General features: G+C 73.8%; 10 protein-coding genes and 1 pseudogene. 5 read left to right on the top strand and 6 right to left on the bottom strand.

What is annotated here, in order from left to right; genetic code table 11:
• Positions 1-469, bottom strand: a pseudogene (locus VT50_RS40025) (hypothetical protein); the annotation flags it as partial.
• 72 nt (positions 470-541) lie between these two features.
• Here VT50_RS40025 and VT50_RS26490 point away from each other — a divergent pair.
• Together VT50_RS26490 and VT50_RS26485 are read left to right on the top strand one after the other, a co-directional pair.
• Complete coding sequence (locus VT50_RS26490; RefSeq protein ID WP_046088003.1) at positions 542-1,438, top strand: MBL fold metallo-hydrolase; 897 nt, start codon at positions 542-544, stop codon at positions 1,436-1,438.
• Positions 1,429-2,625 (top strand): carboxylesterase family protein, encoded by a 1,197-nt coding sequence (locus VT50_RS26485; RefSeq protein WP_046088002.1) that lies wholly within the window; start codon positions 1,429-1,431, stop codon positions 2,623-2,625. The genes VT50_RS26490 and VT50_RS26485 overlap by 10 nt, the downstream gene beginning before the upstream one ends.
• A 143-nt stretch (positions 2,626-2,768) precedes the next feature.
• On the opposite strand, the gene VT50_RS26480 is transcribed toward VT50_RS26485, so the two are convergent.
• The gene (locus VT50_RS26480; protein WP_046088001.1) at positions 2,769-3,665 is read right to left on the bottom strand and encodes an MHYT domain-containing protein; all 897 of its coding nucleotides are present in this window, start codon (positions 3,663-3,665) and stop codon (positions 2,769-2,771) included.
• Positions 3,666-4,027: 362 nt separating this feature from the next.
• Here VT50_RS26480 and VT50_RS26475 point away from each other — a divergent pair, with 362 nt between their 5' ends.
• Genes VT50_RS26475 through VT50_RS26465 form a run of 3 tightly spaced genes read left to right on the top strand, consistent with a single transcriptional unit; the run spans position 4,028 to position 8,966 of the window.
• Complete coding sequence (locus VT50_RS26475; protein WP_046088000.1) at positions 4,028-7,630, top strand: CHAT domain-containing protein; 3,603 nt, start codon at positions 4,028-4,030, stop codon at positions 7,628-7,630.
• On the top strand, positions 7,627-8,313 hold the full coding sequence (locus VT50_RS26470; protein WP_046087999.1) for a hypothetical protein: 687 nt from the start codon (positions 7,627-7,629) through the stop codon (positions 8,311-8,313). The genes VT50_RS26475 and VT50_RS26470 overlap by 4 nt, the downstream gene beginning before the upstream one ends.
• Positions 8,314-8,339: 26 nt before the next feature.
• Positions 8,340-8,966 carry an RES family NAD+ phosphorylase gene (locus tag VT50_RS26465; protein WP_046088013.1) on the top strand — a complete coding sequence of 209 codons (627 nt, stop codon included), beginning with the start codon at positions 8,340-8,342 and terminating at the stop codon, positions 8,964-8,966.
• Between the two features lie 47 nt (positions 8,967-9,013).
• Here the strand turns inward: VT50_RS26465 and VT50_RS26460 are convergent, their stop codons facing one another.
• From VT50_RS26460 to VT50_RS26445, 4 genes are read right to left on the bottom strand one after another with little or no spacing between them, the layout of a single operon-like run.
• The gene (locus VT50_RS26460) at positions 9,014-9,601 is read right to left on the bottom strand and encodes an FHA domain-containing protein (RefSeq protein WP_053048674.1); all 588 of its coding nucleotides are present in this window, start codon (positions 9,599-9,601) and stop codon (positions 9,014-9,016) included.
• Positions 9,601-11,673, bottom strand: coding sequence for an AAA family ATPase (locus tag VT50_RS26455; protein ID WP_046087998.1), 2,073 nt, complete (start codon positions 11,671-11,673; stop codon positions 9,601-9,603). The genes VT50_RS26460 and VT50_RS26455 overlap by 1 nt, the downstream gene beginning before the upstream one ends.
• Positions 11,670-13,346, bottom strand: a complete 1,677-nt coding sequence (locus tag VT50_RS26450; protein ID WP_046087997.1) for a hypothetical protein — start codon at positions 13,344-13,346, stop codon at positions 11,670-11,672. The genes VT50_RS26455 and VT50_RS26450 overlap by 4 nt, the downstream gene beginning before the upstream one ends.
• Entirely contained in the window at positions 13,343-15,829 is a 2,487-nt protein-coding gene (locus tag VT50_RS26445; protein ID WP_046087996.1) for a protein kinase domain-containing protein, read from the bottom strand. The genes VT50_RS26450 and VT50_RS26445 overlap by 4 nt, the downstream gene beginning before the upstream one ends.
• Positions 15,830-15,865: the final 36 nt, after the last annotated feature.

Raw genomic sequence — 15,865 nt, 5'->3', positions numbered from 1 at the left:
CGGCACCCCCGGCACCCCCGGCACCCCCGGCACCGACGACTTCACACCCGGCGCCCCCAAGACCCTTACCGCCACGCCCGGTATCCACGAAGTCGCCGTCCCCGGAGCCGGGGCTCCCGCCGCTGTCCCCGGCGGCCCCGGGAGGTATGTCATCGCTCCCGGCGTCCCCAAAACCGCTTCCGCCGAAGTCGTCCCCCAAGCCGATGGCTCCCAGCAGCGCCGACCGCTGCCGCCCCGGCAGCCGCGCGGTTTCCGCCAGCACCGGACGCAGCAGCTGGTGCAGCCCGGCGAACGTCAGGTTCGCCTCGCTCTCGCTGCCCGTCATCCGCAGCACCCACCCCGGGTGACGATCCGCCGCGAGGCCGAGCAGGGTGCTCTTGCCCGCGCCCGGTTCTCCCACGAGGATCAGCACGCCGCTGGTCAGAGCGAGTACGGTCGCGCTCTCACTCTCCCGCCCGACCATGGTCATCCTTTGACTCTAGCCCGTGGTGCAGTCGTATGACCGATACCGCCCGCGCCCGCCGACGCGCAGGCTGGAGACATGGACACCATGACGCTTGGAAACGTCGAGATCACCCGCGTGGTGGAGCTGGCTCCGAGGGGGCTGCCGCGTGGCTTTGTCTTTCCCGACGTGGCCCCGGAGCACTGGCGCGCCCAGGAGAGCTGGCTGGCCCCCACATTCCTGGATCCGGCCGCCGATGAGGTCATCACGATGATCCAGACCTGGGTGCTCCGCAGCGAGGGCCGGACGATCCTGATCGATACGGGCATCGGCAACGACCGTGAGCGGCCGGGCATGCCGCCCTTCCACCATCTGCACACCAACTACCTCGGGGAGCTCGCCTCAGCCGGGGTCCGCCCGGCCGATGTGGACCTGGTGATCTGCACCCATGTGCACGGTGACCACGTCGGCTGGAACACCTCGTGGGCGGACGGCGAGTGGCGGCCGACCTTCCCCAACGCCCGGTACGTACTCCCCCGTGCCGACTTCGACTACTGGAACCCGGTGAACGGACATCGGACCCGCTCCGGCCCCCGGATGGCGAATGTCTTCGAGGACAGCGTCGCCCCGGTCCACCGGGCCGGGCAGACCGTCCTGTGGGAGGGCGACCACTACGACGTCGACGCCCAGTTGCGCATCGAGCCCGCCCCCGGCCACACCCCCGGCTCCTCGGTGGTGCGGCTGCGGTCGGGTACGGATCGGGCCGTCTTCGCGGGCGATCTGGTGCACAGCCCGCTGCAGATCGTGGAGCCGGACGACTGCCCCTGCTTCGACGAGGACGAGCGCCGGGCACGGATCTCCCGGCGCCGGGTGCTGGGCGAGGCCGCGGACGAGGGTGCATTGTTGTTCCCCGCGCACTTCCCCGGTGCATCCGCGGCCGAAGTGCGGCGTGACGGCGAGCGGTTCGCGGTGAAGGAGTGGGCGGCATGGCGGTGAGCGTGTTCCGGAACATCCCGTACGCGGCCGGACCGACCGGCGCCGCGCGGTTCGCCGCGCCGACCCCGGTACACGGCGCACCCCGCGCCGACGGGTCCGGGCCAGACGGATCTGGACCGGATGGGCCTGGACCAAATGGGCCGGGACCGGATCGGCCCGGGCCGACGGCTCCGGCGCCCGAGCGGCGGTTCCCTGCGGATCTGAGCCCGCTGATGGGCCCGGGCTGGGTGCGTGGCGAGGAGTATCTGACGCTCAACGTCTGGACGCCACGGACCGATGGAAACGCCCCAGTGATGGTCTTCGTGCACGGCGGCGCGTTCCTCTCCGGCACCGGCCAGGCGCCGGTGTACGACGGGACGTCCTTCGCGCGCGACGGCGTGGTCCTGGTCACCCTCAACTACCGCCTGGGGGCGCTGGGTTGGCTTGATCTGCCGGACGCCCCGCGCAACCGTGGCCTGCTGGACGTGGTCGCGGCGCTGCGGTGGGTACGTGCGCACATCGCGGACTACGGCGGGGCCCCGGACCGGGTCACGGTGTTCGGGCAGTCGGCGGGCGGGATGATCGTCAGCGCGCTGCTGGTGACGCCCGAGGCGGCCGGGCTGTTCCGGGGCGCGATCAGCCAGAGCGGTGGGCTCCACGCCCTGACCGGCGCGGAGGCCGCGGAGACGACCGGGGCCCTGGCGGACCGGCTGGGCGTTCCGGCGACGGCCGAGGCGTTCGCCGACGTCCCCGACGAGCGGCTGGTGTCCGCGCTCGCCGAGGTGTCCGGGGCGGGGCCGAGGCTGTCACCGCTCGGTGTGGTGCTCGACGGGCTCGACGACGCGCCACCGCCGCACCCCGTCGACCTGCTGGTGGGCACCAACACCCAGGAGTCGCTGCTCTACCGGCGGCCGGAACAGAGCGCGGCCATCGACGCGGTGTTCCGCGACGCCCGTGAGCGGCTGGTGTCCCGCTACGACAAGGCGTTCACCTACGACTTCGACTGGCGGGGCGGGCCGTTCGGCGCGTGTCACGCCGTGGAGCTGCCGTTCGTCTTCGACCACACCGATCTGCCCGCGCTGCGTACCGCGAACGGGCTGCTGGGACCGGATGTCCCGCCGTCGCTGGCCGCGGAGACGCACGGCGCGTGGGTGCGCTTCGCCATGGGCGGGGATCCCGGCTGGTCGGGCACCCACCGGTTCCACTAGGGCGCACGGGGTGCACGGGGTGCGGCGAAGTGGCCGTGGTGGTCGCGGTGGTCGCGGTGGTCGCGGTGGTCATGGTGGCGGCTCGGTGGCCGCTCCGCACGCGGGTCACCGCCGCCCGGCCGTGCCCCGGAACGGTCCTGGGTTCACCACTCGCGGTACTCCTGATGGCCGTGGCGCGGGCCCTGGCGGCTCGTCCTTGCCCGAGCGGCCTCCTCCTCCGGTGGCCACGTCGGCCAGACCGGCCGGGGCGGTGGTGGCGGCGGCTTTCTGCGCGCCCTGTCCGCCTTCTTCTTGTTCCACTCGTCCTCGTCCAGGACGAGCAGCGGATCGAACATGATGATGGTGCCCGCGATCACCAGGAAGACCACCGGGCCGATCAGCATGGGGAGGATGAGCGCGGCGGGCTCCTCACCGCGCACGGAGGGGCTGAGCACATTGTCCAGCCGCACGCTGACCGCGGCCATGCCCGTGTAGTGCATCCCGGTCACGGCGACCCCCATCACCAGTCCCGACGACAGGCTGGCCCGGAAGCCCTGGAGGGTCACGGCGGCCCAGAGGGCGGCGGTCCCGGCCACGACCGCGATCAGGACGGAGAGCAGGACGACCGGCACGGAGTACTCCAGACGCCCCTCCACGCGCATCGCGGACATCCCGGTGTAGTGCATGCCCACGATGCCGAGTCCGGTGAACACACCGGCCGAGAGCAGCACCCCCGGGGACGTGCCCCGGTAGCCGACCATGAAGACGCCGATGCCGACGACGACGATCGCCACGGCGAGGCTGAGAAGGCTGATCGGAAGGTCGAAGTCGATCGGGGTCTCCTTCACATGGAAGCCCATCATGCCGATGAAGTGCATCGTCCAGATGCCCGAGCCGATCGACGCGGATCCGAGCGCGAGCCAGCCCGCCTTCCCGGGGCGCTGGGTGCGCACCGACCGGGCGGTGCAGCGTAAGCCGAGGGCGCCTCCCAGACAGGCCATGAGGTAGGCCGCCAGCGGGGTAGCAGCCCCGTACTTGAACCCCTCGATCGTGCCGTACATGTACGCTTCACCCTTTTCACCGCGGGGATCCTGTGCAGATAAGTTGGGTCACCGGCGAGAGTAGGGCGCGGCCGAGCACGCCGCCCACACATTTGGTCACGCATCGATAAAGTTGTTTCACCCGGCGTGATGGGATGTCACGTGGTTCACCTCATGTCCGCTTTCCCCCCTTGCCGTGCGCGGATGGTGCCGTGCCAGGGGCACTTGCCAAGCGCCATCCGCGGCGAGGCGCCGCGGCCACGCGCCCGGCCGGGCGATTCGCGGATGTCTTCTGGTCGGTTTCCGGAAAGAGCGATCAAAGGGCTCCTGTGCTCATGCGGACGGGCGGATGATGGGAGGGGCATGACGAAGGGGGACGTCTCATGCACCACAGGGATCTCGCGGCATTACGCGACCGGGCAGAACGAGCCGCGGCAGACGCGCTGGCCTGGATCGCCCCGCCCCCGCCGGAGACCCCGGAGACTCCGGAGACCCCGACAGCCAGCGCCGATCCCGCCCAGCTCGACCACCGCATCGTCGAACTGGGCGGCCTGGAGGCCGAGTTGGCGGCGGCCGTGCCGGACGGGGACCCGCTGCTGTGCACCGTACGCGCCCGGCTCGGCGGCCTGTACGCCGAGCGCTACGGGCGCGGTCCCACGGACGACGACCGGAGTAGCGGCCTGCGGGTGCTGCGGGCTGCCCGCGCCCCCAAGGCCCTCGGCCCACGGGATGAGCGCGCCTCCGCCTTCCACCTGGTGCGGTTGCTGCTGACGCCCGACATGACGGCCGGATGGGACGGCACGCTGTCCCGCCTGCTGGAGTCCTTCGAGGTGGGGCGCCGAGTGGCGTTGGGGGACCCCGAGCTCACCGCCGATCTGACCGAGCTGCGCGGCCTGGTGACCGACTTGGCGCCGACCCTCGCGGAAGGCACCGCCGAATCCCTGCTCTGGGCGGCCGACCTCCTCGAGCGGGTGCCCGCCGTCGTGCGCTCCCAGGACCTCGAGCAGATGGCCGACCTGGCCGCGCAGATGGCGCGGCGGCTGCCGGGCCGCGACGCCGAGCTGATGCGGGCCCTGAGCGGCCTCGCCGCCGAGTTCTCCGGATCCGAGGAGACGGGCGAGGGCGGTGACGCCGGGGCGACGACGGAGCCCACCGGGGAGGAGACCGCCCTCACCTTCGCCCAGGCCGCCCTCATGCTGGAGCTCGAAGTGCCCGGCACCATCCGGACCGAGGATCTGGAGGCCCTGGTCCATGAGGTGAGCAAGGGCCCGGCCGGTGAGGAGGCGGAGACCGCGATGCGCGCCGCGATGAGCCGCATGGCGCACGGCGTGCGCACGGGGGACGCCGACCGGCTGGCCGAGGCGGCCGAGTTGCTCGGCACAGCCGCCGGTGCCGGATCCGGCCGGGTGGACTGGATGGCCGGGGTCATGTCGCCCGGGCTGCTGGCCGCGGCCAACATCCTCGGTGGCAACCTCACGGACCGCGACCAGGCGCGTGCCCGCCTCGACGCGCTCTTCGGCCCCGCCTCCGCGGTATTCGACTCCGCCCACGCCACCGGGCCCGGTGCGGAGGGGCTGCGGCTGTGCACCCGGAGCATGCACCTACAGCTGCGCCTCAACGAGGCGCTGGACGCGCGGGACACCGAAACACTGGAGGACCTGCTGGACGAGCTGCTGGACCTGCTGGAGGAGTCGGACGAGAGCGGCGAATGGGAGTTCCTGGTGCTCTTCCTGCTCGGCCAGGCCCAGTTGAGCCTGGCCACGCTGGACGGTGGGATCCCCGCGCTGCGGGCCGGGGTGGCCTACTTCGAGGAGGCGGCGAACCACCCGAGGCTCCCGGCCTTCGCCCAGCCCCTCATGGACGCCCAGTGCGCGCCCCTGCTGGCCCTCTTCTCCATCGTCGAACCGGATCCGGTACGGGTCTCCGAGGCCGTCACCCGGGCCCGTCGCGCCCTGGACGGCCCCTCCTCGACCCCCGACCAGCGGGTGTGGATCCGGCAGGGCATCGGCCTCGCGCTGCTCGCCGTCCACAGGTCGACCGGCGACCGCTCCGACCTGGACGAGGCGATCGGGGAGCTGGAGCGGGCCAGACGGGAGCTCACCGAGGGCACCAGCCCGGACATCCGGCAGAAGCTGCTGTGGGAGCTGGCCGAGGCGTACCGGCTGCGCGGCGACCGGGAGCGCGATGACACGGGGACGGCCGTCGCCACCGCCCATGCCTCACTGTGGGTGCTGGCCGAGGACGTGCTGCTGCAGCTCGGCGCCGAGCACGGCCTCGAGGTGGCCAGGGCGGGAGCCAGCCGCGGGCTGCTCGCCGCCCACTGGGCCGCCGTGGACGGCCGGATCGAGGAGGCCGTGGCGTCGCTGGAGCACGGGCGGGGCCTGGTGCTGCGCGCCGCCGCCGCGGCTGCCGGAGTTTCCGAGCAGTTGGCCGCCCGGGGCGAGGCGGAGCTGGCCGAGCAGTGGCGGACCGCCGTACGGGACCTCCCGCCCAGGGCCGCACCGACCGGCGGCGCACTCGCGCCCGGCATCGGCGGCGGTACCCCGGAGGAGGTCCGGAACGCGCTCGCGCGGGTCATTCCGGCCGCCCCCGGCGCCGGGATCCCCAGCACGCTGCGCCGCCGCGCGCTGGATGTGCTGCGGCGGGACAGCGGCGGGGCGCCGCTGCGCGGGCTGCTCGGCGCCCCCGGCACCGCGGAGTTGCGGGACGGGCTGCGCGCCACCGGCGCCGATGCCCTGGTGTATCTGGTGCCCGGGCAGGGCGCCGCCGATGGCGTGGCCGTCCTGGTACGGGGCACCGGGCAGCCGATGGCGCTGCCACTGCCCGGGCTCGGCGCGCTCGGCCGTAAGCCGCTGGAGCGCTATCTGGACGCGGGGGCCCGGCGCTCCGCCGCGTCCGAGCGGGGCATGGACGCCCACGCCGGGGCCCAGGGCGACTGGGAGGCGGCGCTGGAGGGGCTGTGCGACTGGGCGGGCCCTGCCGCCCTCGCCCCCGTCCTGGACGCGCTGAACGCCCCGGTGCGGGACGGGCACGGGCAAGCCGACGCGCCCGTCCGGCTGGTCCTCGTGCCGTGCGGCAACCTCGGTGCCGTCCCCTGGCACGCCGCCCGCCTCCCGGGGCCACGGACCGATCCGCGACGCCCGTACGCGTACGCCTGCGAGGACGCGGTCGTCTCGTACGCCGCGTCCGGCGGTGAGTTCCTGCGGGCCGCCCGGCGCGGCCGGATGCCCGCGAGCGAGCGCGCGGTGCTGGTGGCCGACCCCAGCGGGGATCTGACCTGGGCGCAGGACGAGGTGACGGCCCTTCGCAGCGCGTACTACACCGAGGCCCAGCTCTACGGCTGGCACGCGGACGCGCCAGAGAACGCGCTGGGCACACCCGCTGACGTGCTCTCCCACCTCCCCGGTGGCCCGGCCGGACCCGCCGCCTCACTGCTGCACCTGGTGGTGCACGGCCTGGCCGGACTGCGGCCCACCGACTCCGCCCTCCATCTGTCAAACCCGGACCCGGACCCGGACCACACGGACACCCCGGATCCGGGCAGGCTGACGGTGGCGCGCATCCTCGGCGTACCCGCCGGGGAACGGACCGCCACCGGGCCGCTGATCGTGCTCAGCGCCTGCGAGACGGACCTCAGCAGCCGTGACCACGACGAGGCGCTGACCCCGACCACCGCACTGCTGGCGCGCGGCGCCACGGATGTGGTCGGCTCGCGGTGGCAGGTCCCGGACAGCGCCTCCGCCGCGCTGATGGTGGTCTTCCACCACCAGCTGACCGTCGCCGGGCTGGCCCCGCCGGACGCCCTGCGCGCCGCCCAGCTGTGGATGCTCGACCACGACCGTCGCCCGGTCCCCGGGCTGACCGGACTCCTGCTGGCCGAGACGCAGAGCGACGCGGGGGGCCTGGCCCGGCCCGTCTCCTGGGCCGGGTTCATCCACCAGGGCAACCCCGCTCCCCACGCATCCGCGGAAGGACGACAGCCATGACCACCGACGATCTCCTGGAGCTGCTGCGCCGCCATCTGCCGGAGATCCGCGCCTCGCTCACCGCCGCGCAGTTCAGCGGTTTCCAGGACAGTGTGCTGCGGCTGCGGGCCGCCGGTGACGACGCCAGGGCGGTACGCGGGGCGGTACGGCAGGTGCGGCTGGCACTGCTGCCCCTCCCCCGCGGGATGGAACTGCGCAGACGGCTGGACCAGTTCAGGTCCGGGGGCACCGCGCCCTCCGCCGTCCTGCCGGACACCGACCGGCTGGCCGAGCTGATCCGGCTGCTGGACTCCGTGGACTGGCCGACGCTGGACCCCGAAAGCGCCGGGATCGCCCGGGCCGTAAGGGAACGGCTGCTCACCGCCCCCGCGCGGGGCCCGGAACAGCTCACCGGACCGGCCGCCGAGGATCCCACCGGGTCCGGGCTGATCCGGCTGTCCGATCCCGAACGCGGCGACCGCTACCCGGAGTTCCAGTTCGACCCGGACACCGGCGAGCCACGGCCGGTGGTGCAGCGGATCAACAGAATGCTGCTGTCGGACCAGGATCCGTGGGGCGCCGCCGACTGGTGGCTCGGCGGCAACACCTGGCTGCGGGACGCGCCCGCCGCCCTGGTGGGGCGGGTGCCGGACGCACGGCTGACCGAGGCCGCCGCCGCGCTGATCGGAGACGGCGGATGGTGAGGCAGGCGCCCCCCGAGGGCGCGCGCATGAGCCCGAACCTGTTCGTCCTGAGCGCGGGCACCGAGCTGTGGAGGTGTCATGAAACCACCTACGCCTGCACCGAGTTCAACCCGAGGCCCGCACACTCCTTCTTCGGCGGCAACCGCTTCGACGCCACCGCCGAGGACCGGTATCCGTATCTCTACGCGGCCGTGGCGCCGACCACCGCCCTCGCCGAAGTGATGCTGCGGGACATGGAGTTCACCGGTCCCGAGGGACGGCGTCAGGTTCCCTGGGCGCTGGCGGCCACCCGCTCGCTGTCCAAGGTGCGGGTGACCGAGGACCTGGTCCTGGTGCGGCTGGTCGAGGAGGAGGACCTGGCCGCGGTGTTCCAGACCTCCTGGCTGCTGGAGACGGACGAGTACGCGCAGACCCGCGCCTGGGCGCGGGAGATCCGGCGTCAGGTGCCGGACGCCCAGGGGCTGGTGTGGCAGTCGCGGCGGCACCGCCCGCACCCCGCCGTGGTGCTGTTCGGCGACCGCTGCGGGGAGGAGCCGCTGAAGGCGGTGCCCGGCCAGGCCCACAACCTGGGCACGTTCGAGGGGGCGGGCGAAGCCAACCAGCTGCTTTCGCCGCTGCGGGCGGTCATCATTCCGCCCGGTATGCGGGCATGAGCACACGGGACGGGGGGCGCCGCCCCGCGGTCCCGCCCGGCACCGGCTCAGCCGGTGCCGGGCTCCGGTCCGTACAGCCGTACGGTGAAGCTGATCCGCAGCCCGAGCCGCAGCTGGTCCCCGTCGCGTACGGGGGTCCGCACACCCGCCGCGATCCGGGCGCCGTTCAGATACGTGCCGTTCCGGCTGCCCGCTTCGGGCTCCTCGACCCAGGCGGTGCCGTCCGGCTCCACCGTGACCGAGGCATGGTGGCGGGAGACCTTGTTCCAGCCCGCGAACGCGGCGGCGGTCCGCGGCGCCCAGTCCGGATGGCGGCCCAGGCGCAGCGGTGGGCCCGGGCCGTGGCGGAGCTCCAGACAGGGCTCGGCGCACACCAGCAGCGCATGGGTGCGCGCACGGCCGCAGGACGCGCAGCGGATGTCCCTGGGGGCCACCGGCGCACGGCAGTTCCAGCAGGGGGCGGACACCTCGACCCCGGCGGCCGGGGGCGGCGCGGGCCGGGGTTCGGACCGGGGCCGCGCCCCCGTGGCCTCCGCGTCCGCCGGTTCGGCCGCTTCCGCCGGACCCGCCGGTGCCGCCCCCTCCTCGTCGTCCGGCTCTCGCCACCAGCCCGCCGGGGCGGCCCCATCACTCATCAGCCACCGCCGGGGCCGGGGCCCGCGGCTCCACCGGTGCGTACCACCCGCAAGTCCAGCGCCACCGTCCCGTCCGTGGCGGGCCGCACACCGGTGACGGTCACCGCCGTGCCCACCAGTTGCTCCTGGTCGAACAGCGCCCGTGCCAGCGGGTTGATCAGATGCGTCTCCAGCAGCATGCCGATGCCCCGGCCGCCGTTGTCCACATCCGCCGTGCAGTAGCCGGACAGCGCCTGGTGCGCCTCGTCGGAGAGGCGCAGGTGCACCCCCTGGTCCTCACGCAGCACCCGCTGGATGTTGCCCACCTGGGAGTCGAAGATCTCGCCGGCCACCTTGGCGTCGATGTAGTCGAAGACCACCACATTGCCGCCGAGCCGGTTCATCAGCTCCGGACGGCCGATCCCCTCCACGAAGTGTTCCTTCACATTGGCCAGGATGATCTCCTCCAGCTGGTGGTACGGCATACCGGGCTCGGCCACCCGCCCCCCGCGCCCGCCCTCGCCGGTCCGCTTCCTGACCCCGAGGTTGGAGGTGAAGATCAGCACACATTCGCTGAAGTACGTGGTGACCCCCTGCCCATCGGTGAGCCGACCGTCCTCGAGCACCTGGAGGAACTTGTCCAGCACCCCCTTGTCGGCCTTGTCGATCTCGTCGAACAGCACCACCCGGAAGGGGTCGTTGCGCACCGCGGTGGTCAGCTCGCCACCCGCCTCGTAGCCCACGTATCCGGGCGGTGCGCCGAGCAGCCGGTCCACCGAATGCGGTGCGGAGAACTCGCTCATGTCGAAACGCAGACAGGCGTCCTCGGTGCCGAACAGCAGCTTGGCCACCGACTTCGCCAGCTCGGTCTTGCCGGTGCCGGTCGGCCCGGCGAAGAACAGCACACCGCGCGGCCGGCTGCCGGGGTGGGAGGCCTGGGCACCGGACAGGCCGAGTGCGGCACGCTTGAGGATGTCGAGGGTCTTGCCGACCGCCTTCTCCTGGCCCTTCACCCGCGCCCGCAGATCCGCCTCGCCCTTCTTGATCTGCGCGCGGATGTAATCCGCCTGCCACGGGTTGTCCTTGACGCCCAGCTGGTAGACCCGGACCGCGTCCCGCATCTCGGCGAACGTCAGCCCGCGGTCGAGGGCCATCCGGGCGCTCTCCCGCATCGCGCGCAGGGTCAGCCCGGCGGTGGCGCGGGCGAAGGTGTCCACGTCGTGCTCGTCCGGCCGCCGTTGCTTGCCGAGCCGCACCCGCCCGTCGTCCCCGCTGTCTCCGTCGTCCTCGGGTGCGGACGCGGCGGTGTGCTCCTCGGCCAGCAGCTCGGCCATGCGCCGTCGGCTGCCCAGGTCGGGCAGCGGAATGCCGATCGTACGGACCCGTTCGCTGCCCGCCACCAGCCAGGTGGGCAGATCGCGCTCCCCGTCGGCGAGCCAGATCACCGGGTTGAACAGCCGCCGCCCGCTGCCGGGGGAGGGGATGGGCCGGGCGTCCTCGGCCAGCTTCAGACAGCTGAGGAAGAAGTCACGCTCCGCATCGCCGAGCCGGGTGACATCGGTGGGGATCCGGGCGGCGTAGTCGATCAACAGCACCACCCGGTAGGGCTGTTGGCGCTGTGCGGCATCCGGGCGGGGGCGTCCGTCCGGTGTCTTCGGCTGCCGCCCCCGCTGTTTCCAGCCGGTGACGATGTCGCTCAGGGTCCGCTCGGCGTCGGCCAGGTGGACGGGGGTGTCGGCGCGCCGGGCGCGCCCGGGCCTGGTGGCGTCCCGCCCGTGCAGCAGCTCGCGGACCTCCTTGGCCGCGGGACCCGCCACCACGGTGAAGCCGTCGGCGATGTCGAAGCGGATCAGCGCCTCGTACCCCTCCTGCCACAGGGCGTTCCACAACACCTCGGTGAGGGTGTGATGGGCGTCGTACGTCCGCTCGGGGCCGCCCTCGTCGGGGTCCTTGTCGTGGCGGACGAGGTGGATGTCCCGGATGCTGCCGTGCAGGACGTACTGGGAGTGGACGCTGAGCGTGCCGACCAGCTCCTCGGCGAAGGCCGGGAGGCTGCGGTCCGCGCGGCCCGGGGAGGTGGCCGTCTCGGTCATGACTGCGTCTCCTGGTCACGGTGGCGGGCTTGGGGTCCGCTGCGGTGGTCATGGGCGGGGCGGGCCGCCGTGCGCGGGACCGGCCGCGCGGGTGGTTCGTCGAACTCGAACGGCACGCTGAGCCCGGCCCGTTCGGCCAGCTTCCGCAGCTCGCGCAGGTGGTCGGGCGCCTCGACGCACCGCTGCCAGTCGAGGTCCAGGTCGTCGTCGGTCTCCTCGGCGGGGTCGCGCTCGCGGTGCATGGTGGAGACCCGGGCGGTGCCCTCGGCGTCCACGCCGATGCGCAGCCAGTGGCCGTCCCCCCAGCCCGGCGGGGTCCAGTCGATGAACTGCACCGCCCCGGAGGTGGTGTATCCGGCCGTCTCGTGCTCCGACCGCTGCACCGCCGCGCGGATCACCTCCGCGGCGTACATCCGCTGATACGCGTCGGCCTGCTCTCCCACGCGGGCCGCGACGCGGGCGCGCTCGGCCTCCTCCAGTGTCCCGCCCCGGTACAGAAAGCGCTCCAGGACGGCGATCTCGGCCGTGGCGTCGGGCAGCGGCACGGGGGTGCCGGGGTGGTCGGCGCGGAGGAAGGCGAGCTGCTGGGCGGCCCACTCCTCGGTCTCCCCCCGCCGCTCGGCGTCGCGCGTGACCCGGTCGGCGAACCGGGCGGCCTCCCGCAGATGGCGCTTGGCCGCGGCGGGCCGCTGGGCGGCCACTTCCGCGGCGACGGTGACCTTCTCCTCCACCAGCCGGTAGTCGGCCACCGTCACCTGACGGGGCAGCGTGGCCAGCAGGTCCGCGCCCAGCCGCACCACCTCCTCCTCGCTGGGGGCCGCGGTGGCGGCGGTGGCCGTGGTGGCGGCGGGCGGCGGCTGTGGCAGGACATCGCGCGCCCCGGTTTCGGTGGCCGCCTCCTCGTACGCCTCCAGGGCCTTGGCGCGGCGGGCCCGCAGGGTGGTGTGCCAGCCGGTGTCCGCGGGGTGCGCTCCGGCCACCGGGCGGGCGGCGGTCTCCATGGTGGCGCGTGCGTACGCGGCCTCCGCGCGGCGCAGCCGGCGGTCGGTGTCGGCCAGCCGTCGCCACACCTCGTCCAGGTTCATACCGGTCAGGGCCAGCGGCGGCGGCAGGTCGGGCGGCTCCGGCGGCCCGTCGGGTCCGGCGGCCGTGGCGGCCCGCCGGATGCGCGCGCGCAGGGTGTCGATGCGGGCGTTGGCCCGGACGGCGGCGAACGCGGCCTCCCGCCAGCACTCGGCGGCCTGCCGGGCGTCCAACTGCCGCTGCCGCAGCTCGGCCTGGTGCTCGGCGGCGCGGATGGCAGCCGCCGCGAGCACCTGGGCCCCGGCCGTGGTGGCGCGGCCGACGAGCAGCGCCCCGCTGAGCGAGCCGAGGCCGATCAGGGCGGGCACCATCAGGTCGTGCAGCTGGTCCATGGCGGCGTTCAGCGCATGGCCACCGGCGTGCTGCACGGCGTCGCCGATGTGCTGGCCGACACCGCTGCCGATGTGGTCGGACAGGCCGGTGCCCTGGACCGTCTGGTGCGGCACCCCGCTGGTCGGGACGGCGTTCTGCACGGTGTCCGGCACCGTGTTCTGAAACGTGTGCTGGAGGGCGTCGGCGGCCGGAGGCCGGGGGAAGTACACCTCCGGCATCACCTCGCCGATGCTGGGGATCGCCTGGCCCGAACTCATGTGGCACCCCCCGACGTCGGCGGGGCGGCCGCCCTCGGTAGTCCCGGGCGGACCCGGTCGTCCCGGCCGCGCAGCTCCGCCACATAGCGGCGCCAGCACCGCGTACGGTGCCAGGTCCACCAGAGGAGAACGGCCACCGTGGCGATCGGCCACACCCAGGGGGCGTAGGCCACGGTGGCCCACAACAGGGCGATGGCCGGGAGGATCAGCAGCCCCTGAACCGGGAAGCGGGAGCCGGGGCGGCGGATGAACCGGGCCACGGGAAGCGCACGGTCGACCAGCAGCCCGGCCAGGGAGCGGTCCGGATGGTAGCCGGGGCTGCCGATGCGGTATGCCGTCCACAGCTCCAGGGCCAGGACGGCGGCGGCGGCCGGGACGGCCAGCATCCACGCCGTCAGCACGGCGCGCTGGGCTGGCCAGCCCACCAGATCGCCGAGGCCGATCACGAAGATCCACGGGAAGACGAGGCCGACGGCTCCGCCGAGGGCCCAGCCGAGCGTGGGCAGCATGTCCTGTCTGCGCACCCAGAGCGTGGCCACGTCCATGTCGCGCTCCTGGCGCAGGAGGGCGCGCTCGTCGTTCACCCGGCCCTGCGCCTCCGCGGACTCCTGCTCGGCGAATCCGGCCAGCCACTCGGCCAGTTGCAGCCGCACCAGGTCGTCGGGGTCGCGCAGCAGCCGGCCGTACCAGGCCATCGGCTGCGGGAACGCCGCCTGGATACGGGCGGTCCGCTCCCGGAGCCTGCGCCGGTGCGCGGTCGGGGCCGCGGCGAGCGAGAGGAGCGCGGCGAGCCGGTAGCGGTCGAGCCGGGTGGCGGCGCGCACCTCGGCGCGGCGGTCGCGCAGCCAGGGCGACGCGTGCAGCGCCTCGTCCACGGTGTGCTGCCAGCGGGAGCGGGCCGTCAGCCAGCGCTGCTGCACCTCGGCGAGCCCTTCGCCGCCGGGCCGTGAGTCCAGCAGCGGCAGGATGGTGTGGTCCCGCAGGTCCGCCACGACGGAGAGGGCGAACTCATCGCCGCGCCCGGCCTCCCGCAGCAGATCGCCCAGCCCCGCGTGGTCCAGCGGCACCCCGCGGTAGGAGGCGTCGAGGGTGGGGCCGAGCCAGGAGATCAGCCGCACCATCGTGACCGGCTTGGGCTCGCGCGGCGGCGTCGCGGGGTGGTGCGGCTCCAGGAGGCCGAGCAGCGCCGTCAGCTCCTCGGCGTCGCGGCCCGGGACGCCCTCGAACTGCCGTAGCCAGCGGGTGAATTCGGCGCGGCCGCGCCGCCGGGACAGGAGCTGCCGGGCGGGCCGCCAGTTCTCGCTGAACGCCCTGGCCAACTGCTTCGGCCGGGTGTACCGCTCATCGAGGAAGGCGAACGGTTCGAGGTCCGGGTCGTCCGCCGGGTCCGAGGCGCCGGGGGCCGCGCCCGCCTCCCAGGGGGCGACCGGCGGCGAGCCGCCCACCAGCCACTGCGCCACCTCGTCGGTGCCCCAGCGATGGTCGGGGTCGCGGGTGAGCAGCCCCCGGCACAGCAGCCGCAGCCGGTGGTCGGTGACCAGGGACAGATCCGGGGCGCGGGAGCTGATCTCCTCACGGACGAAGTCGTTGTCGGTGAACCGGATGGGGTGGCGTCCCCCGGCCATCTCGGCCACGATCATGCCGAGTGACCACCAGTCGGCGGGCGGATGGATCAACTGGTGGCGCAGCGACGCCTGCGGGGACATATAGAGGGCGGTGCCGACCCAGCGTTCGTCCCGGGTGTAGCGCTCGGCGGGTTCGTGGGCGGAGACGGCGAAGTCCACGAGGACGAGGTCCGGGGCGGCCGGGTCGAGGCTGCCGAGCACGATGTTGGCGGGGCTGAGGTCCCGGTGCACGATGTCGAGTTCGTGCAGGGTGGTCAGGGCCTCGTGCAGCTGCCGTACGACGCTGTGGATGAGCACCGGGTCGGCCGGGCCGGGATTGTCCCGCAGATATCCGGCCAGGTCGGTATCGCCGTAGGAGGGCGCCAGGTCGTACGGATGGCCGTCGGCCCCGGTGTCGCTGGTCTCGGTGAAGTGGGTGAGGTGGCGGCGCGGCCGGTCCCGCAGCGGCTCCCACACCCGGCGGTCCGGGGCGTGGCCGCGGTGGTACCACTTCAGGATGTGGCTGCCGCGGTCATCCTCGACCCGGTAGACGGCCGCCTGGTGCGGATGGCCGGGGCGGCGCAGTACGGCCCTCAGCCGGAACCGGCCGCGCAGCGAGACGGGCAGCGCTCCGGTGTCCCCGCGCAGGTCGCGACCCCCGTCCGCGGCCTGCTCCGAGGACGCCGAGGGGATCTCGTCCTCGGTCGGCCCGGCCGACGCGGCGGCCGTCGAGGATGGCGGCTCCTCGTGTTCGGTGGGCGGCGGCCCGGCGTCGTGTGCGCGCCCCCGCTCTTGGGGCTCCCCGGAAACCCCGTACTCCTCGGCGTCCTCGTATTCCGTGGGGGGCGGTTGCTCGTGCGGATGGGTCGGATGGGTCACAAAGGTCACCTCGTGCGGGGGCGGGCGTTGTGGATC

The sequence above is a fragment of the Streptomyces antioxidans genome (assembly GCF_000968685.2).
In the GTDB taxonomy this organism is placed as follows: Bacteria; Actinomycetota; Actinomycetes; order Streptomycetales; family Streptomycetaceae; genus Streptomyces; species Streptomyces antioxidans.
Note: the sequence above shows the minus strand (reverse complement) of the source record. Positions and strands in the feature narration are given on the sequence as shown.